The sequence below is a fragment of the Hamadaea sp. NPDC050747 genome (assembly GCF_040654195.1).
Lineage (GTDB): Bacteria > Actinomycetota > Actinomycetes > Mycobacteriales > Micromonosporaceae > Hamadaea.
Genome location: NZ_JBFAHM010000011.1, coordinates 166,445 through 184,281 on the forward strand (window position 1 = coordinate 166,445; position 17,837 = coordinate 184,281).

15 protein-coding genes are annotated in these 17,837 nt (G+C 66.7%); 7 read left to right on the forward strand and 8 right to left on the reverse strand.

All coding sequences use genetic code 11. The features are described from left to right. The first annotated feature begins 105 nt into the window (after positions 1 to 105). Both AB0H43_RS26360 and AB0H43_RS26365 read left to right on the forward strand, forming a co-directional pair. Positions 106 to 810: a hypothetical protein gene (locus tag AB0H43_RS26360; RefSeq protein WP_360003431.1), complete on the forward strand. Its 705-nt coding sequence runs from the start codon at positions 106 to 108 to the stop codon at positions 808 to 810. Between the two features lie 3 nt (positions 811 to 813). Continuing rightward, on the forward strand, positions 814 to 1,428 hold the full coding sequence (locus AB0H43_RS26365) for a hypothetical protein (RefSeq protein ID WP_360003433.1): 615 nt from the start codon (positions 814 to 816) through the stop codon (positions 1,426 to 1,428). A 110-nt stretch (positions 1,429 to 1,538) separates the two neighbouring features. Here AB0H43_RS26365 and AB0H43_RS26370 read toward each other — a convergent pair whose 3' ends face one another. The 3 genes from AB0H43_RS26370 to AB0H43_RS26380 form a co-directional block, all read right to left on the reverse strand. Then, the gene (locus tag AB0H43_RS26370; RefSeq protein WP_360003435.1) at positions 1,539 to 1,958 is read right to left on the reverse strand and encodes a hypothetical protein; all 420 of its coding nucleotides are present in this window, start codon (positions 1,956 to 1,958) and stop codon (positions 1,539 to 1,541) included. 268 nt (positions 1,959 to 2,226) lie between these two features. Next, positions 2,227 to 2,670, reverse strand: a complete 444-nt coding sequence (locus AB0H43_RS26375) for a hypothetical protein (protein ID WP_360003437.1) — start codon at positions 2,668 to 2,670, stop codon at positions 2,227 to 2,229. 32 nt (positions 2,671 to 2,702) lie between these two features. Next, on the reverse strand, positions 2,703 to 3,113 hold the full coding sequence (locus tag AB0H43_RS26380; protein WP_360003438.1) for a DoxX family protein: 411 nt from the start codon (positions 3,111 to 3,113) through the stop codon (positions 2,703 to 2,705). Positions 3,114 to 3,273: 160 nt separating this feature from the next. Between AB0H43_RS26380 and AB0H43_RS26385 the strand changes: the two genes are divergently transcribed. Both AB0H43_RS26385 and AB0H43_RS26390 read left to right on the forward strand, forming a co-directional pair. Beyond that, positions 3,274 to 3,642, forward strand: a complete 369-nt coding sequence (locus AB0H43_RS26385) for a YciI family protein (protein WP_360003440.1) — start codon at positions 3,274 to 3,276, stop codon at positions 3,640 to 3,642. Continuing rightward, positions 3,639 to 4,874, forward strand: coding sequence for a DUF6596 domain-containing protein (locus AB0H43_RS26390; RefSeq protein WP_360003442.1), 1,236 nt, complete (start codon positions 3,639 to 3,641; stop codon positions 4,872 to 4,874). Before AB0H43_RS26385 ends, AB0H43_RS26390 begins: the two co-directional genes overlap by 4 nt. A gap of 100 nt (positions 4,875 to 4,974) precedes the next feature. Here the strand turns inward: AB0H43_RS26390 and AB0H43_RS26395 are convergent, their stop codons facing one another. The 4 genes from AB0H43_RS26395 to AB0H43_RS26410 all read right to left on the reverse strand — a co-directional run bounded on the left by AB0H43_RS26395 (position 4,975) and on the right by AB0H43_RS26410 (position 10,341). Beyond that, the gene (locus tag AB0H43_RS26395; protein WP_360003444.1) at positions 4,975 to 7,242 is read right to left on the reverse strand and encodes a CBM35 domain-containing protein; all 2,268 of its coding nucleotides are present in this window, start codon (positions 7,240 to 7,242) and stop codon (positions 4,975 to 4,977) included. A 113-nt stretch (positions 7,243 to 7,355) separates the two neighbouring features. Next, a complete protein-coding gene (locus tag AB0H43_RS26400; RefSeq protein WP_360003446.1) occupies positions 7,356 to 8,162 on the reverse strand; it encodes a carbohydrate ABC transporter permease in 807 nt (268 codons plus the stop codon). Then, on the reverse strand, positions 8,159 to 9,061 hold the full coding sequence (locus AB0H43_RS26405) for a sugar ABC transporter permease (protein WP_360003448.1): 903 nt from the start codon (positions 9,059 to 9,061) through the stop codon (positions 8,159 to 8,161). Before AB0H43_RS26405 ends, AB0H43_RS26400 begins: the two co-directional genes overlap by 4 nt. A gap of 2 nt (positions 9,062 to 9,063) precedes the next feature. Continuing rightward, positions 9,064 to 10,341 carry an extracellular solute-binding protein gene (locus tag AB0H43_RS26410; RefSeq protein WP_360003450.1) on the reverse strand — a complete coding sequence of 426 codons (1,278 nt, stop codon included), beginning with the start codon at positions 10,339 to 10,341 and terminating at the stop codon, positions 9,064 to 9,066. 316 nt (positions 10,342 to 10,657) lie between these two features. On the opposite strand from AB0H43_RS26410, the gene AB0H43_RS26415 reads away from it, so the two are divergent. Further along, entirely contained in the window at positions 10,658 to 11,329 is a 672-nt protein-coding gene (locus tag AB0H43_RS26415) for a FadR/GntR family transcriptional regulator (RefSeq protein ID WP_360003451.1), read from the forward strand. 115 nt (positions 11,330 to 11,444) lie between these two features. Here AB0H43_RS26415 and AB0H43_RS26420 read toward each other — a convergent pair whose 3' ends face one another. Then, a complete protein-coding gene (locus AB0H43_RS26420; protein WP_360003453.1) occupies positions 11,445 to 13,385 on the reverse strand; it encodes a glycoside hydrolase family 88 protein in 1,941 nt (646 codons plus the stop codon). A 225-nt stretch (positions 13,386 to 13,610) separates the two neighbouring features. On the opposite strand from AB0H43_RS26420, the gene AB0H43_RS26425 reads away from it, so the two are divergent. After that, the gene (locus tag AB0H43_RS26425) at positions 13,611 to 16,142 is read left to right on the forward strand and encodes a carbohydrate-binding protein (protein WP_360003455.1); all 2,532 of its coding nucleotides are present in this window, start codon (positions 13,611 to 13,613) and stop codon (positions 16,140 to 16,142) included. A 109-nt stretch (positions 16,143 to 16,251) separates the two neighbouring features. Next, complete coding sequence (locus tag AB0H43_RS26430) at positions 16,252 to 17,832, forward strand: carbohydrate-binding protein (protein WP_360003457.1); 1,581 nt, start codon at positions 16,252 to 16,254, stop codon at positions 17,830 to 17,832. Positions 17,833 to 17,837: the final 5 nt, after the last annotated feature.

A 17,837-nucleotide genomic window follows, 5' to 3' on the forward strand; every position in this document is an offset into this window, starting at 1 on the left:
CAGCGAAGACTTCCCGATATCGACGTCGATGGAATGGTGTCCGGGTCGGTCGGCCAGTGCGCGTGCGGCCGTCGGGTCAGTGGCTGCCGTACTAGTGTCCGCAGCATGACACGGGGTCGGTGGTCGCTGTGGATCGTGGGAGGTTGTGCGGTTGCGGCAGTGCCGGCGACGGCGGTAGCGATCACCCGGGGCTGGGTGGTGTCGGATCCGTTGCCCAGCGACCAGGAAGTCGTGTCGGTCTTCCCGTTCCTCGCCCTGCTGGTGCTGGGTGTGCTCGCTTGGCTCGATCAGCTGATCTGGCGGCAAAGGCGACCGGTGACGCAGGCCGTGATCGGGTTCCGCACTCTGCTCGCGTCGGCGCTGGGCCTGACTTTCCTGTTCGTCGCGGCAGTCGTTTTCGGCATCGGCCACGAACGCCCGGATGAGACGAAGGTGCTCCCGCTGCCCAAGGACCTGACGCTGGTGAGCCGCACCCAAAATTGCGGGAGCGAGGCATGTAGCGTCACGTACCTGCTCGTGACGCCGGATAGCGTCCCGGTCGGTGAGTTGAGCGCCCGTCTCTGGCGTCATCTGGAAGGCCGGGGCTGGCATCGGCAGCGTGCGAACGCCTCATGCCGCGACATCGGCTGGATCCATCGGGTGCACCAGTGCGTGTTCCTCCGCCAGGACACGCCGGGTGTCGTCACGGTGTTGTTGTCCACCGCTTTGGATCTGCGCCCCGAGCCGCCGCAGCTGGGGATGGCAGGCCACCGCATCCCGGTGTCGTCGGTGTTGATCAACGTCCTCAACCGATGCCACGGAAAGGACTGAACTATGCATCCCGACGAACACCCGCAGATTGTGCCTTTCCGAGAGTTGTTCACTCGGTACGAGCGGCACCGCTGGATCGCCGGAGGGTGGGCGGTCGACTTCCTCGTCGGTGAAGTACGCAGGGACCATTCCGACCTCGACGTGCTCCTCCTGGCCGCCGACTTTGACCATTTCGTTGACCGAATGCGCCCATTCGAGCCGATGGTCATCGACGGGCCAACGAAGGAGCGCCGGCCCGCGGAACGGGGATTCGACATCGAACCGGGCCGAATGACCGTCGAGTTCACCAGAAACCTGCCGCCAGGCTGTGGAGACATTCAGGTGCTCTTCGCCTTGAGCGACGACTCGGACTGGATCTTCCATCGAGGGAGGAAGGTTCGATGGCCATTGGCCAACCTCACTCGGCAAAGCCCGAGTGGTACTCCCTACCTCACGCCGGAGATCGTGCTTCTCTTGAAGGCAAGGGACAACCGGGAGAAGGATCAAGCCGACTTCGTCGACGCGGTCCCCTTTTTGAGCCGAGAGCAGTTGTCATGGCTGCGCCCCCGCCTTGCTCCGCCATGGAATCAGCCGCACCCCTGGGACGCCACGATCGCCGAGGCGCTCGGCGAGGATTGACGGGGTGGCCCATAGTCTGGTTGATCTACGCTGGTCTGACCATTGTGTCCGAATGCGACAGAAGCGCGCGCACCCCAACCGTCATCGAGAGCCTCGGCTGAAGAGCCCTGTCAGCGGATGGACGGTGACGGGGCGGGAGTGGGGGAGTCGCATGTCGATCCGACCGCGTCGGCGCTGAGAACGAGCTCCAGTTCCGGCCCGACTGGACCGCTGTGTGCGTATACGCCTGCGTGGGCGGCTCGGTCGCCGATCCGCTTGCAGAAGTGGACGGTGCCTGCGGCGGGTTCGCCGCCTCGGTTCATTTCCTGCCAACCGGCGGCCTCCGCAGCTGGACCGAACGTCTGCTGCAATTGCGTCGCGCCGTAGACCTGCGGCGTTGTGAACCTCCGGTGCACCTCGGCGAACTGGGGGCCCAGGGGAGAGCCGCCTTGCTCGGCGTCGCACTCGTGAGTTTTCGCCTCCTCCTCGGTCAGACGGCCATCGGGTGGTGTCACCGCGTATAGCGGATCCTCTTGGAACGTGTCGATCATTTCTGCCTGGTCCGCTGGGGCGAAGCACAGCAGGGGTGACAGGGCGTTGTGCCGGACAACGACGAACCAGCCACAGATGATCAACGCCGCGATCGCCCCAGCAGCGAATACGATGAGCGCGCGTCTCGATGAGCTCATTGGCAGCCCCTAAGATCGCAGAAGGTCGATGGGTTGGGTTAGCGTAACCCTCGCCTGGCTGCGCTGGCAGCCGATGACAGATCACCTCGGCCGGCCCTCATCGGAGTGCCGGCCGAGGCGCTGCGCTCCTTCAGGCGTTCGCTCGGGTCATCGTGGATTCGTAGCCGCCGCCCGGCCAGGTCCAGGCGCCGGCGGCGCTGTCGCCGGATTCGTCGAAGGCGCCGCGGTAGTACGCGGGGGAGCCGGGCTGGCCGAACCAGATGGTCAGCTCGCGGCCGGTGATGTCGTAGGTGTATTCCAGCAGGTCGCCGCTGCTGCCGAAGTAGTGCGAGCGCAGAGTGCCGCTGTCGGCGTCGTATCCGATGTATTCGACGCCGTGGGTGACGTGGCCGTCCTGGATCAGGTGCATGTGCTGGATGAGAAAGTGGCCGCCGGGCATCCATTCGTAGGTCACGGTGCCGTCGTGGCCCGGTCCGCTGATCGTCCAGGTGCCGACCAGCGTGTCCAGGGTCTTGAGGGCCGGGTGTGGCGTGGCGGAGGTGGGCTGGGCGGTGTCGAGAACCTGCTCGGTCATGGTCGTGGCCTCTCTGGGTGCGGTCGATGTGGTCAGTGGTTGCGGGTGAGCCGGGGCAGCCGGTGGCGCAGGCTGATTGCCAGGCCGGCCGCGATCAGCCCGAAGACCGCCGGCACGGCCGGGTTGGCGCCGATCGCGACGTTGGTGATGACGGCGCCGGCCAGCAGCGCGGTCAGTGCGACGGCGGCCAGTGCGGCCAGGCGTGGGATCAGCAGCGCGATCGCGCCCGCCACCTCGCATACGCCCACGAACAGGCGCAGCCACTGGCCCCAGCCGATGTCGGTGAACAGGTCGATCATCGTCGGATCGCCGGCCAGTTTCAGGACGCCGCCGATGGCGATCTGCAGCGCGAGCAGCACCTGGATCGTGGCGCGGACGATGGTCGCGACGCGGCGCGGCGACCGGCCGGGCGCGTCGGCGGAGTTGTCGATGGTGACGTTCATGGGTTCCTCCGAAGCTCGTTTGCCTCTTGCGCCTGGGACGTCGGAGCCGATACGGAGTCCTCGACAGACCTCGGCAACTTTTTTGGAGATCTTTTTCGGTCGCTCCGCAGCGCCCTCGATCTGGTATCAAGGTGGCATCCGGCCAGAGTGGAGGGACCGCATGAAATACATGATCATGACGTACGGTGGCTCGTCGGACTGGGACGCGCTGGCTGGCGCCGGGCCGGACGCGATGTCGCCGGAGCAGATCGCTGCCCATTTCGCGGCGATGCAGGCGCTGCAGGAGGAACTGTCCGCCACCGGTGAACTCGTGGCCGCCTTCGGCCTGTCCGAGCCGGACCGCGCACAGACCGTCGACGTCCGCACGGGCAGCCCGGTTGTGTCCGACGGGCCCTATGCCGAGACGAAGGAGTTCCTGGCGGGCTTCGGCATCGTCGACGTCGCCGACCACGAGCGGGCAGTGGCACTGGCGGCCCGGTTCGCCGGCGTCGTGTCGTCTCGTGTCGAACTACGGCCCGTCCACGGATGATCGCCGATCTGCTGCGCGATCTCACGCCGCAGGTGCTGGCGGCCGTGGTACGCCGCTACGGGCACTTCGGCGAGGCGGAGGACGCCACGCAGGAAGCACTGCTGGCCGCCGCCACGCAGTGGCCGCATCAGGGAGTGCCCGACAACCCACGCGGCTGGCTGATCCAGGTCGCGTCCCGCCGCCTGATCGACCACCTGCGCAGTGAGGAGTCGCGCATCCGGCGCGAGGTGGCGCTGGCCGCGCAGACGCCAGGCGGGCAGTGGCTGGCCCCGCCGGCCGACGCCGATGACTCGCCGGACGCCGACGACACGGTCGCGCTGCTCATGATGTGCTGCCATCCCGCGTTGGCCCCGGCAGCACAGATTCCACTCACGTTGCGCGCCGTCGGCGGATTGACGACCACCGAGATCGCCCGCGCGCTCCTGCTACCCGAGACGACCCTGGCCCAGCGGATCAGCCGGGCCAAGCAGCGCATCAAGGACGCCGGAGCCACCTTCGAACCGCCCACCGACGATGACGTGGCGGCGCGGCTGCCGGTAGTCCTGCAGGTGATCTATCTGATCTTCACCGAGGGGCATACCGCCAGCTCCGGCCCGGCACTGCAGCGCCGGGATCTGGCCCACGAGGCGATCCGGGTGGCGAGGCTGCTGTATGACAGCCGTTCCGACCATGCCGAAACCGCTGGTCTGCTGGCGCTGCTGATGTTCACCGACGCTCGCCGGGCGGCCCGGACCGGGGACGGGGGCGAACTCATCCCGCTGGATCGGCAAGACCGACGCCGGTGGGATCACCACACCATCGGCACTGCCACGACTCTGCTGACCGCGGCCTTGGCGCGACGGCAGCCGGGCCCGTACCAAATCCAGGCCGCGATCGCGGCCGCGCACTGCCACGCCGCCAGCGCCGACGACACGGACTGGCCCCACATTCTGACCCTCTACGACCTGCTGCAACGGCTGGACGACAACCCGGTGGTGGCCCTCAACCGGGCCGTGGCCACCGCGATGGTGCACGGACCGCAGGCCGGGCTCGACCTGCTGGAGCCGTTGTCCAGCGACCCGCGCATGCGCGACAACCACCGGCTGACCGCAGCGCGAGCGCACCTGCACGACCGCGCCGGAGACCGCGCGACCGCCGCCGACCTCTACCGGGTCGCAGCGCGGCAGACTGCTAGCGGCCCAGAGCGCGACTACCTGCTGCGGCAGGCCGAAGCGATCCAACCGGCTACCTGATCCCCACCGGGCATGCGGCGGCACCTGCGCGGTCCGGGCGAACCGTAGCTCCGCTGGCCGGGCGGTGCCTGCCCGCCGCCGATGCGGCGGGCAGGCGACGCTAGACGTCTAGATAGTCAAGGTTGGCGCAGCCGCCGGACGTTGTGGCGGTCACGCGGACGGTGTTCGCTCCGGCGGCCAGAGTGACGGGCACCGAGGCGGTGGCCCAGGTGTCCCAGTTCGTCGTCGCGGCGAACGACGGTGTCGCCACGATGGTTCCGTTGACCGACACCGCAGCGGGTCGGCTGGCGGTCGTTCCATTCGCATACGCGATTCGCAGCGTCGCCGATCCGGCGGTGGTCGCGTTCACCGTCCACTCGACGTAGCTGCCCGTGATGTTGTCGGTGTTCACGAAGCCGGTGCCGCTGAAGCCGAGATGGTTGGCCTCCACCACTCCCTGGGATATGACGGCGTTCTCGGCTTCGTATCGGGTCGGCGGGGGAGCGGCGATCGCGACGTCTACGTAGTCGAGGTTGGGATCGCCGCCGGCGGTGGTCGCCGAGGCACGGACGGTGTTGGCGCCGGCGGCCAGCGCTGTGGTGACCGTGATGGTCGCCCAGGTGTCCCAGTTGGCGGTCGGTGGGAAGGAGACCGCTGTGGCGACGGTGGTGCCGTTGACCGTGATGTCCATCGGCCGGTCCGCTGTCGTGCCGTTGGCGTACCGGAACTTCAGGGTGTGCGGCCCTGCCGCATCGGCTGGGACGTTCCATTGCACGTATGCCCCGAGCACGTTGTCGCTGTTGACGTAGCCCGTGCCGCTATAGCCGGTGTGCGTGTTCTCGAAGACGCCCGGCGAGTAGGTCGCGTCCTCGGCCTCGTAGCGGCCGGGCGGTGGAGTGATCACGCAGTTCTCCGTCGAGCTGGAGGCGTTGACCCGTAGCGCGCCGCCGGTCGTGTTCTGGCCGGTCACGCAGTAGCCGCTGACACTCTGGAAACCGACGTCGTACGCCGAGCCGGTGCCGCGTTCGGCGGTGAAGTTGCTGAAGTTGAGGTTGCTCGCGGTATTGGCGATGACGGCCGGGCGGTTGTCGTTGCTCTGGAAGTCGACGGAGCTGTCGATGAACGAGATGTTGGTGGCGTTGTGGACATACCACCCGTACGCGGGCCGCGTCCCGATGCTGTTCGGGTTGTAGTTGTTCGGATCGTTGCTCGGTACGCCGGTCGAGATGGCTGAGCTGCCACCCGGAAGGGTCAGGTGCACGTTGGTGAAGGTGACGTTGCTGATCTGGTTGCCGCCGGCCTCGCCCCACAACGTCGGGCTGTAGACCGGGCTGCTCTTGCCGACGCCGGTCACGTTCTCGTAGGTGATGTTGCTGATGTGGCCGACGCCGGGGCTGTTGCCGCAGCGTCTGCGGGTGCCGATCTTCTGCATGATCGGCGAGCTGACGCCGCTCATGGTGATGTCCTTGTAGTGGACGTCGGTGATGTTCGCGCCGTCCATACTCACCATGCCCAGGCCGGATTTGTTCGCGCCGGTGATGGAGATCCGCTCGAAGACGTAGTCAGTGAAGTCGCCGCAGGTCTCGGAACCGAACATCAGCGCGTTGCAGCAGCCGGCGCTGGCGTGGGTGTCGGTTACGCGTACGTGGCCGTTGGGCAGTTTGGCGCCGAGCGCGTAGTCGCTCTTGAACACGATCGCGTCGTCGTTGCCGTTGATGTCGCCGTTGGTGATGGTGACGTTGGTGGCACTGATGATGTTCCAGGCGTCCCGGTCGGTGGCGGTGAAGATCTTCAGGTGGTCGGAGGTGATGTTGTTGCAGTTGTTGGTGAGGATCGCGAAGTGCCCGCCACGGCGCATAGTGATGTCGTTCAGGACCAGTCCGTCACAGCGGGTCAAGGAGATGATCTTGTCGGCTTCACCCGAGGCCGGGTTGCCGGTGATCAAGTTGCCGCCGCCGTCGAGGGTGCCGGTGCCGGTGAATCCGATGTTGTTCAGCCGGTCGCCGTAGAACATCGCGTTGTGGAAGTGGCTGTGCCCGTAGTCCTGGTACGCGTCCCATTGGTTCGGCTCGGGCGGGTCGTAGGCGTCGGCGCTGGAGCCGACGACGGTGGAGCCGGCGTCCAGTTGGACGGTGATGTTGCTCTTCAGGTGGATGGTGTTGGCCGATTTGTAGGTGCCGGACGGGAACTGCACGATTCCGCCGCCCGCCGCGGCCGCGGCGTCGATCGCCTTCTGGATCGCCGCCGAGTCGTTCGTCGAGCCGTTGCCGGTCGCGCCGTAGTTCTTGACGTTGTAGGTGGCGGCGAACGCGGGCTGGCCGACCGCGCCCGCCAGCAGTACGCCCGCTGTGATCGCCAGGGCCACGCGTAGCAGCCGTCTCGGTCTCATCTCCGACCTCCTGGGAAGGGTCCAGACATTGGATGAATGACGGTGGACTTTCCCGCATGGCGCGGATATGCGGCCTGTTGAATGTATGATTGGTCCGATGTCACGTCAAGGCTCTAGCCTTTGGTGGCACCTCCGGTGAGACCCTTCACGAAATGACGCTGCAACAGCAGGAAGAAGATCAGCACCGGCAGCGTCGCGAGGAACATCATGGCGAACATGGCGCCGAAGTCGACCTGATACTGGCCGATGGAGCGGTAGATGCCCGTCGTCACCGTCGTGCCCTGACTCGGACCCAGGATGATCAGCGGATCGATGAAGTCGTTCCAGATCCAGACCCCGAGGAAGATGAGGACGCTCGCGGTCGCCGGGCGCATCAACGGGAAGACGATCCGCCAGAAGGTCTGACCTCGCCCGGCGCCGTCGAGGGCCGCCGACTCCTCCAGTTCGACGGGGATGGCCCGCACGAAGCCGGTGAACACGAAGACGCCGAAGGGCACGTAGTAGCCGACGTTGAACAGGACCAAGCCGGGCACGGTCGTCATCAGCCCGACGGCTCGAAGGACCTGCGTCACCGGCATCAGGATCACCTGGGGCGGGATCATCAGGCCGCTGAGCAGCAACAGCGTCAGGGCACGCGTCCAGCGTCCCCGCGTACGCGCGAGGTAGTGGCCGAGCATCGCCGACAGCACGGTGAGCACGGCAATCGACAGCGACGTGACGATCACGCTGTTGGTGAGGCTGACCCAGAAGAGCCGATCGGAGCGACCGAGGGCGGAGCGGATGTTGTCCAGCGTCGGCGGGATCGGCAGCGACGCGGGTGACTTCGAGATCTGTGGCCCGTCCTTGAACACGTTCACCACGGCCACATAGAGCGGCACGGCGAAGACCGTCGCGACCAGAAGGGCGAGTAGCTTCCTCACAGATCCACCTCCCGGCGCTGGAGCAGCTTGAGTGCGACGCCGGACAGAGCCGCGATGATGACGAGCATGAGGATGGCCATCGCGGACGCGAAGCCCTGCCGGTTGGCGACGAAGCCGGTCTGCAGCACGTTGTAGGCGATGGTCGCGGTGGTTCCGGTACCCGGTCCGCCGCGCGTGATGATCTGGACGTGGTCGAAGATCTTGAAGGCCGAGATCAGCAGGATCACCGTGTTGATGGTGAGCGCCGGGGCGAGCAGCGGCCAGGTGATCCGGCTGAAGCGGCGTACTGGACCGGCTCCGTCGATCGCAGCGGCTTCCAGCAGTTCCTGCGGGATGTGCTGAAGCCCGGCCAGGTAGATGACAACGCAGAAGCCGAGCATCTGCCACGACAGGATGCCGCCGAGCGAATAGAGCGCGTAGTCCGGATCGGACAGCCACCCGGGCGGCTCGTCGACGCCGAGTGCGCGAAGCGTCTGGTTGATCAGCCCGTCGTTGTCCAGCAGCCGGGTCCAGATGACGCTGACGACGACCGAGCTGAGCACGACCGGGACGAAGAAGACCGTACGCAGGCTGGAGAAGTACCAGCTCTGACGATCCAGCAGCACGGCGATGGCCAGGCCGGCTACGTTCGGGACGATCACCACGATGGCGGTGAGGATGCTGGTCACCTTCAGCGAGGTGAGGAACTCCTCGTCGGTCAGCAGCACCCGGTAGTTGTCCAGGCCGACGAAGTGGGTCTCGTCGCGGAACGGGTTGTAGTTGGTCAGGCTGTAGCCCAAGCTGATCAGGATCGGGGCGAGCACGAAGCACACGTAGACGGCGGTGCCGGGACCGCCGAACGAGAGGAAGTGCCAGACCCGCCGCCCGAGGACCGGACGGCGGGACACGGATGCGCTCATGGTCAGGTTGCCGCCTTCGCCCATTCGGCGTCGAGGAACGCGCATACCTGGTCGGGGGTCTTCTTCCCGGTGACGAGGTCGACCGCGGAGGAGTCCCATTTCGCGGTCACGCCCGGCAGCATGCCGTCGTCGCCGGCCTCGAAGCCGAACGCCGGAACCACTGCGTTGGCCGCGACGCCTTGTGCGTACAAGTCGTAGCCCAGCTTGTAGGCCGCGCCGACGTCGGACGGCGGGGTGTAGCCCTTGATCGCCGGGAAGAGGCCGTCGGCCTTGGCCGAGTTGTCGAGGTTGCCCTTGTCGAGCTGGAAGCCGAGCGCGAAGGTCTTCGCCGCCTCGAGGTTCTTGGCTTTGGCGCTGACGAGCAGCCCGCCGCCGGTGAAGGCCGGGATCACGGCCTTGCCGTCGTCCGCGGGCCAGGCGAACTGGCCGACGTGCAGCTTCGTGGTGGGTTTGTCGAGCTCACCGGCGAGCCAGTTGCCCATCGCGTACATCGCGCCCTTGCCGTCCAGGAACGCCTGTTGCCCGGCGGCGTAATCGCGCGAGACGTCCTTGGGATCGATGTAGCCCTGCCGGGCCAGCTCGGCCAGCTTCGCCGCGCCGGATTTGAACTCCGCGTCGCAGAATTTCACCTTGCCGGCTCGGCGGTCGTGCATCCAGTTCGGATTCTTGGCGTAGACCTCGGTGGCGAGGATGCCGGCCCACAGCGGGCCGATCGAGTCGTGCACTCCGGCGGTGACGAACGGCGTGATCCCGTTGGCCTTGAGCTTGCCGGCGGCCGACAGCAGGTCGGCGTAGGTCTTCGGCTCGCCGGTGATGCCCGCCTTCGCGAACAGGTCCTTGTTGTAGTAGACGACCGGGATCGTCTGAGTGTTGGCGGGCAGCTGGTAGACCTTGCCCTTGATCGCGCCGTTGGTGGGGAACTGGAAGTCCTTGAGCTCCTCGGTCGTCCAGGCGTAGAGGTTGCCGCCTTCGGCGAATCCGCCCGGCGAGACGGCGATCATGACGTCGGGGAACTGCCCGGAACTCAGCAGCTGCTTGGCGTACGTGGTGCGGTCTTGGTCCGGCGAGACCAGCTTCTTCACGGTGATGTCGGGGTGCTGATCGGTCACCCGCTTGATGGCGGCGTCCCAATATTGCGGCGTGAGGTTGGGTGTTTCGAAGACCAGGAAGGTGATCTCCTTCTTGCCGGCGGACGTGGTCGGTTCGCCGACTTCGCAGGCGGCCAGGGTTGGGGCGGCGAGGAGCACCGCCATCCCCAGCGTGAGCAATCGTCTCCTCATCGGGGGATTACATCCGATGTTTCGGCGGAGTGTCAAGGTCTTAGATATGCATATCGGACGCTGCCTGCGTCAATGATGGGATGACTCCGAGGTCACCCCTGCGCTCGGTCCGATCTCGACGCCGGTCGCGCAGCGTGACGGTTCTTCGGTCTCATGACGCCCGGATCATCGGACGTTTGTAAACTAACTGGCCTATCAGTAAGAAGCAACAGGGTGGCCACCGGCGTACGGATCGGCTGGCGAAGGGGCAGACATCCAATGATTTGCCGTAACGGACAGTACGGAGAGTGCGGTCGGCCGCCCTATCCTTGGCCGCATGGCCCTTACCGATGAGGCGATCGAGCGCATCAAGGAGATGATCGTTTCGGGCGAGCTGCGCCCGGGCGGGCGGCTGCCCAAGGAGGCCGACCTCGCCGAGCGGCTGGGCCTGTCCCGCAACTCGTTGCGCGAGGCGGTCAAGGCCTTGTCGCTGATCCGGGTGCTCGACGTCCGGCAGGGCGACGGCACCTATGTGACCAGCCTGCAACCCGAGGTGCTGCTCGACACGGTCGGGTTCATCATCGACTTCCACCGCGACGACAGTGTGCTCGATCTGCTGGAGGTGCGCCGCATCCTGGAATCCGAGGCGACCGCGCTCGCGGCTCGGCACATGACCGATGCGCAGCTGGCCGAGCTCGGCGAGGTGATCGAGGGAATGGAATCGGCGGCCGACATCAACGAGCTCATCGAGGCCGACCTCGACTTTCATCGGCGGATCGCGCAAGGCGCGGGCAATCCGGTGCTGGCGTCGCTCATCGAGAGTCTGTCGGCGCCTACCTTGCGTGCTCGAGTGTGGCGCGGGCTGACTCAGGCCGACGCCGCCGACAGCACTCGCGAGCAGCATCGGGCGATCTTTGCGGCGCTGCGTACGCGGGATGCGAATGTCGCCCGTTCCTGGGCCGCCGTCCACATCGCCGGTGTGGAGGAATGGCTGCGCAAGGCGCTCTGAAGCCGTTCGCGGGGTGCGAGGCTGGACCGCCTCGCACCCCGCTCGGACGCCCCTTCCCGCGCCTGGCCGGGGCGGCCGCCGCTCCGGGTGGAACCGGAGAGGTCTCGCTGACGCGTCAGGTACGCGTCTGCTCGTACATGATCAGGAATGCGCCCAGACCGTGGAAGTCGTTGGTGGCGCGCGTACGCCCGACGTAGTAGGCGTAATCCCCGACGTTGGTGCCGATGGAGATGTCGGTCAGATTGGTCCGGCCGTCGGAGCCGAGCGAGATCCGGTTCAGGACGCCGGCGACGCCCCGGTCGGCGTTGCTCTGATACGTGGTCGAGGCGTACCCGTCCGCCACCGCCTTGTCGATCGTGTACGCGTACATCGACGAGCAGGAGGTCTCGGTCCAGTTGTCCGACCGGGTTCCCTTGTCGACGACCTGGAACCAGCGGCCGCTGGCCGGGTCCTGATAGGTGGCGAAGCCGCGCACCATGTTCTGCGCGATGGTGATCAGCTGCGCCCGCCGTGGATGATCCGCCGGAAGGACGTCGAGGATCTGCAACGTCGCCATGCCGAACCAGCCGATCGCGCGGCACCAGTACTCCGGCGACAGCCCAGTGACGTTGTCGGACCATGTCTCGTCCCGCGGCTCGTCGTAGGCGTGTTTGAGCAGCCCGCTCGGTTGCTGCAGGTGGCTGGCGTACACGGCGATCTGCTTGGTCGCCTCGTCCCACGCGTACGTGCTGTCGCCGACGACCTTGCCGTACTCGGCCAGGAACGGCATGGACATGAACGCCCCGTCGGCCCACAGCTGGCCGGCCCGGCTGTCGCTGGTGGCGTGCCAGAACCCGCCGTCACTCGTACGCGGATAGGTGGCGAACCGGTCGTGGATCTTCTGCGCGGCGATCCGGTACTTGGCCTGCCCGGTCTCCCGGTAGAGGATGAGCAGCACTCGCCCGGGCAGCATGCTGTCGAGGTTGTTGTAGCTCTGCGAGACGTTGCCACTGCTGTCGACGAACCGGTCCATCCAGCTCTTGATGTAATCGAAGTAGCGGCGGTCGCCGGTGCGCTGGTAGACCAGGTACTGCCCGTACATGTACAGCCCCACCGGATAACTCCAGCCGCCGATCGTGCCGGGGGTGTATCGGGCCATCGTCGACTCCACCATCGCCACCGCCCAATCCGTGCCAGACGGTGGACCGGGGTCGCCGCCGACGGTGAGCGAGTCCAGATTCGCCGGTCCGCTCGCGGTGGTGGCGGTAAGGCGTACGACATTCGTCCCGGCGTTCAGCGCGGCCTGCACCGTCACCGTCTGCCACGCAGACCACGCTCCGGTCGGGCCGAAGACCGGCGTGCTGACGACCGCTCCGTTCACGGCCAGGGCGGCCGGCCGGTTCGTGGTGTTGCCGTTGGCGTACCGGACGGTCAGGTTCGCCGGGCCGGCCTGCTGCGCCGTGACGGTCCACTCCACGCCGCTGCCGGTGATGTTGTCGCAGTTGGCGAAGCCGGTCCCGGTGTAGCCGGGCCAGTTGCTCTCCACGACGCAGCCGACGACGAACGTCGCGGTCTCGGCTTCGAGAACCTGGGGTGGGGCCGTCGCGTCGACGTCGAGGAAGTCCACGTTGGGTCCGCCGTTGGCGGTCGTCGCCGTCGCCTTGATGAGGTTGCCACCAGTAGCCAGCGTCACGGGGATGGTCATCGACTGCCACGCGTCCCAGGAGCCGGTGCCGGGGAACGCGGCGTCGGTGACGACCGGCTGTCCATTGAGGGTGATGGTCATCGGCCGGTTCGTCGTCGTGCCGTTGGCGTACCGGAGGACGAGTTTGACCGGCGTGGCCGCGGCTGCGTCGACGCTCCACTGTACGGATGAGCCGGTGATGTTGTCGTAGTTGACGAATCCGGTGCCCGAGTAGCCGAGATGGTTCGCCTCTACGACGCCTTGCGAGATCGTGGCTGCTTCGGCCTCGTATCGGGTCGCGGCGGCCGACGCGGGTGCGCCGAGCGCGGCGAGGGACGTGGCGACCAGGACGGTGCTGACGGACGCCGAGACGAACCGTCTGACGAAACGCATGCGGGGTCCTCTTCTCGGTTCACATATGTGGACAGATGGCGATGGGTCGATCGTGGCTCACGTGAAGATATCCACGAGATTCAGCGTCGGTCAATATCTGTTAACCAACCTGCCCATCTAAAGATCCAATCAATCTTGGGTCTTCCATTGATCTATGCGGCCTACGTATGCTCTCCGCACCTTGCCGCCCCATGATTGATCGGATCTTTACGACGGAGGGTTGCGATGACCCGTCTCCTTGCCCGGCTGTGCGCGGTACTCCTCGTGGCGAGCATGCTCGTCACCGGTGGGACCTCTCCCGCGCACGCTGATCTCCAGCATCCCCGGCAGGCGTTCCTGCGCGACTCGGTCGGCGGCCTGTTCCTCCACTGGGGAATGCGGACCTCGCCCGGCTACACCAGTTGCAGCAGCTGGGAAAGCGCCGTCGTCAGCGGCGGCTGGGACCCCAACTACTGGGTCGCCGAGGCCAAGAAGCTGCACACGCAGTACCTCGTGCTCGCCACCTTCCACAGCCGGCTCGGGTACGCGCGGCCCTGGCCCTCGGCCATCCCCGGCAGCTGCCGGCTCACCAGTCACGACTTCCTACGCGAACTCATCGACGCCACCAACGCCGCCGGGATGAAGACCATCCTCTACATGACCGACGATCCCCAGTGGAACACCGAGGGACTGCCGTCCGGGCAGAGCTGGCTCAACAGCTCGGCGTACTCGGCGTACAAGGGACACACCGTCGACCTGACCACGCGGGACGGCTTCGGCGAATTCAGCTACGACAACTTCTTCGAGGTCATGAACCGTTATCCCGACCTGGGCGGGTTCTGGATCGACAACGACAACGCGTACTGGGAGAGCCACAACCTCTACGCGCAGATCTACCAGCAGCGGCCGAACTACACGATCAGCAACAACAACGAAGACACGCCGATCATGGACATGATCAGCAACGAGCAGAAGACCGGCATGACGCCGAGTTACGACTACCCGCAGGCGGTCTACACGGCCGCGCCCCGGCTGACCGAGGCGGACTTCAAGCTGCCGACCAGCGGATCCTGGTGGTACACGGGCACCGACAACTCGGTGGACTACAAGCTCACCCTCGGCCGGCTGATCACCAACGCGGGATCCTCCATCAAGGCGCTCATGGCCGAGACCGCGATGGTCAACGGGAAGTTCCCGGCCGCCCAAGCCACGTTCAACACCTTCGCCAACACGTATCTCAACGGCATCTGGGAGTCGATCGGCGGAACCGAGGGCGGCGGCTACATGTACGGCGGACTGGATCCCGGCTTCTGGAACGACGGCGCGCACGGCGTGACCACCGTCAGCAAGACCAATCCAGACCTGCACTACATCCACGTCCTGACCGCCCCGACGACATCTACGCTGCGGCTGCGCGACAACGCGTACAAGATCGCGCAAGTCACCAATCTGCGTACCGGCGCCTCGATCTCCTTCACCCAGAGCGGCGGATGGCTGACGCTGACCGGACTGTCCGGGTGGGACCAGTACGACACCGTCTTCAAGGTCGTGACGAGCGGCCGGGAAGGCATCATCCCGCCGGCGTCGTACGCGATGAGCGCCTCGGCGTCGGCCTCCGGCCACCCGGCCTCCGCCGCGGCCGACGGCGATTACCTCACCTACTGGGACAACAACAACGCGGCGACCGTGTCACTGCGGTTCGACCTCGGCACCGCCAAGCCGGTGCAGTACATCGGGATCAACCAGCGGGAGGACTCGACCGTCTACCCGGCCTCGGGCTCGGCCCGCATCAACGGGTACAAGGTCTACACCTCCAGCGACGGCAGCACCTGGACCCAGGTGAAGAGCGGCACCCTGCCGAACGCCCGTGGTGTGCAGATCATCGATCTGACCCGGGTCACGACGAGGCACATCCGGCTGGAGAAGACCAGTACGCAGGGCATCGATCGGCTGCGGGTCGACGAAGCCTGGATCGGCTCGGATTACGCCAGCTCCGGCACGGTCGCCGTGCCCGGCCCCGGCCGTCTGGAAGCCGAGACCCCGCCCGCGGTCTGCGACGGCACGATCGACTCCAACCAGCCGCCGTTCTCCGGGACGGGCTTCTGCAACACCGCCAACGCCGTCGGTGCGTACGCCGAATGGAAGGTGGACGCACCGGCAGCCGGGCCCTACACGCTCACCTTCGGCTGGGCGAACGGCACCACCGCCGATCGCACCTCGACCGTGACGGTCAACGGCACAACGGTCGCCACCCCGGCGTTCGCCCCGACGGGAGCGTGGACCACCTGGACCACGACCTCCGTCAGCGCGACCCTGGCGGCCGGGGTCAACACGATCCGGGTCGCGGGCAGCACCTCCGGCGGCGCGCCGAACCTCGACTACCTCGACGTCGTCTCCGCCGGCCCCGCACCGGTGGACTACCAGGCGGAGGACTGCGCCATCCTGCAGGGCGTCGTCGAGTCCAACTGGGCCGGTTACACCGGCGCGGGCTTCGTCAACGGCGACAACGTCGCGGGTTCCGGCATCGAATGCACGGTCACCGGACCGGCCACGACGCTGACCGTCCGGTACGCCAACGGCACCACGACCGACCGCCCGATGACGGTCACGGTCGACGGTGCCGCCGGAGCGACGGTCTCCTTCGCCGGGACCGGAGCGTGGACCACCTGGGCGACCGGGTCGACGCCGATCTCGCTCAGCGCCGGCAGTCACACGGTCCGGCTGACGTCCACCACGGCCAACGGCGGACCGAACCTGGACCGGATTTCGATCAGCTGACCATCGTTCACCGCTGTTGATCATGGGGTTTTGCGGCTGCGGCATGCCGTCGACACCACAGTCAACTCCATGATCAACGCGGTGAGGCACCTGGGAGGAATGACCAACGATGCGTAGGAGAACTGTGCTTGCGGCGGGAGCCGCGGCAGTCGGCGCAGCGGCCGGGGCGGCGCAGCTCGCCCGCCCCGGCACGCCGCTCGGCGCGGCGAGTGCTGCCGCTGCGACCTGGCAGCTCCGCTGGGCTCCGGAGGCGAGTACGCACGGGCTCGCGGCGTTCGAAGGAGTCGAAGACGACCGTGCGAACTCGCATCCGGCCGGACAGCCGCACATCTACGTCTCCGGCAACGACTACCGCTTCAACATGCACCTCGTAGACCGCGACACGATGACCGACCGGCAACGGCAAGAGGTCAAGGGCATGGTGTGGGACGGCGCGGATCTCATCCTGGCCAAGGGGGAGACCTGGAAGCTCGCCCATCGGATGTTCATCCCGGGCTCGCTCAAGGCGACGACCACCTTCACCCACATCATGCAGACCAAGGCTCCGGGCACCGACACACTGCCCATGATCACCATGTCGTTGCGACGGCACGACGGCGTACAGAAGATCGAGCTCGTCGCCGGGGGAGTCACCGTCGGCCTGGCCGACCTGGTTCCACTGCAGAACAAGTGGATCGACGTCGAGCTGGAGATGACGATCGGGGACAGCGACACCGGCCGCGTCCGCTGGGTGCTACGCGACGGCGCGACGATCGTGATCGACGTGACCCGCAGCGGCGTCGACACCTGGCTGCAGGACCGGGTGCGGCCGAAGTGGGGGATCTACCGCTCGCTCGGCGACACCTCCGGCAGTCTCCAGGACTGCTACCTGCTGATCAACACGATGCGGGCGTACAAGTGGGGCGCGGGCGACCCGCCGCCGGTGGGCACCCGATACGAAGCGGAGAGCGCCCTCATCAGCCAGGGGGCGGTCGAGAACAACCACACCGGCTACACCGGAACCGGCTTCGTCAACCTCGACAACGTCGTCGGCTCCTATCTGCAATGGACGGTCAGCGCGCCGAGCGCCAGCCTGGCCACTCTCACCTTCCGGTACGCCAACGGCACGACGGCCAACCGCCCGATGGACGTGACGGTCAACGGATCGCTGATCGCCGACGAGCTCGCCTTCGCACCCACGGTCAACTGGGACGACTGGGACACCCAGACCGTCACCGGCGTCCGGCTGCCGGCCGGAAGCAGCGCCGTCCGGGTGACGTCGACGACCGCGAACGGCGGCCCCAACCTCGACCACCTCGAGGTCCAGGTGGTGCCGCTGACACCGGTCGACTACCAGGCCGAGAACGCCACGATCTCGCAAGGCGTCGTGGAGAGCGAGCACACCGGCTACACCGGCGCCGGCTACGTCAACACCGACAACATCGCCGGATGCTACGTCCAGTTCGCCGTCACCGGGCCCGCAACCACCTTGGTCGTCCGGTACGCCAACGGCACCACGGCAGACCGGCCGATGACGCTGTCGGTGGACGGAGTCTCCCTCGGCTCGGTCAGCTTCGCGCCGACCGGCGCGTGGACGACCTGGTCCACCGTCACGAAGACGATCAGCGTCGGTTCGGGCGCACATTCGCTGCGCCTGACGGCGAGCACCGCCAACGGCGGGCCCAACCTCGACCGGATCACTCTCTCGTAGGAGTG

Coding starts and splice junctions, on each gene's coding strand:
- AB0H43_RS26360 (WP_360003431.1), top strand. CDS start 106: ATGACACGGGGTCGGTGGTCGCTGTGGATCGTGGGAGGTTGTGCGGTT.
- AB0H43_RS26365 (WP_360003433.1), top strand. CDS start 814: ATGCATCCCGACGAACACCCGCAGATTGTGCCTTTCCGAGAGTTGTTC.
- AB0H43_RS26370 (WP_360003435.1), bottom strand. CDS start 1,958: ATGATCGACACGTTCCAAGAGGATCCGCTATACGCGGTGACACCACCC.
- AB0H43_RS26375 (WP_360003437.1), bottom strand. CDS start 2,670: ATGACCGAGCAGGTTCTCGACACCGCCCAGCCCACCTCCGCCACGCCA.
- AB0H43_RS26380 (WP_360003438.1), bottom strand. CDS start 3,113: ATGAACGTCACCATCGACAACTCCGCCGACGCGCCCGGCCGGTCGCCG.
- AB0H43_RS26385 (WP_360003440.1), top strand. CDS start 3,274: ATGAAATACATGATCATGACGTACGGTGGCTCGTCGGACTGGGACGCG.
- AB0H43_RS26390 (WP_360003442.1), top strand. CDS start 3,639: ATGATCGCCGATCTGCTGCGCGATCTCACGCCGCAGGTGCTGGCGGCC.
- AB0H43_RS26395 (WP_360003444.1), bottom strand. CDS start 7,242: ATGAGACCGAGACGGCTGCTACGCGTGGCCCTGGCGATCACAGCGGGC.
- AB0H43_RS26405 (WP_360003448.1), bottom strand. CDS start 9,061: ATGAGCGCATCCGTGTCCCGCCGTCCGGTCCTCGGGCGGCGGGTCTGG.
- AB0H43_RS26410 (WP_360003450.1), bottom strand. CDS start 10,341: ATGAGGAGACGATTGCTCACGCTGGGGATGGCGGTGCTCCTCGCCGCC.
- AB0H43_RS26415 (WP_360003451.1), top strand. CDS start 10,658: ATGGCCCTTACCGATGAGGCGATCGAGCGCATCAAGGAGATGATCGTT.
- AB0H43_RS26420 (WP_360003453.1), bottom strand. CDS start 13,385: ATGCGTTTCGTCAGACGGTTCGTCTCGGCGTCCGTCAGCACCGTCCTG.
- AB0H43_RS26425 (WP_360003455.1), top strand. CDS start 13,611: ATGACCCGTCTCCTTGCCCGGCTGTGCGCGGTACTCCTCGTGGCGAGC.
- AB0H43_RS26430 (WP_360003457.1), top strand. CDS start 16,252: ATGCGTAGGAGAACTGTGCTTGCGGCGGGAGCCGCGGCAGTCGGCGCA.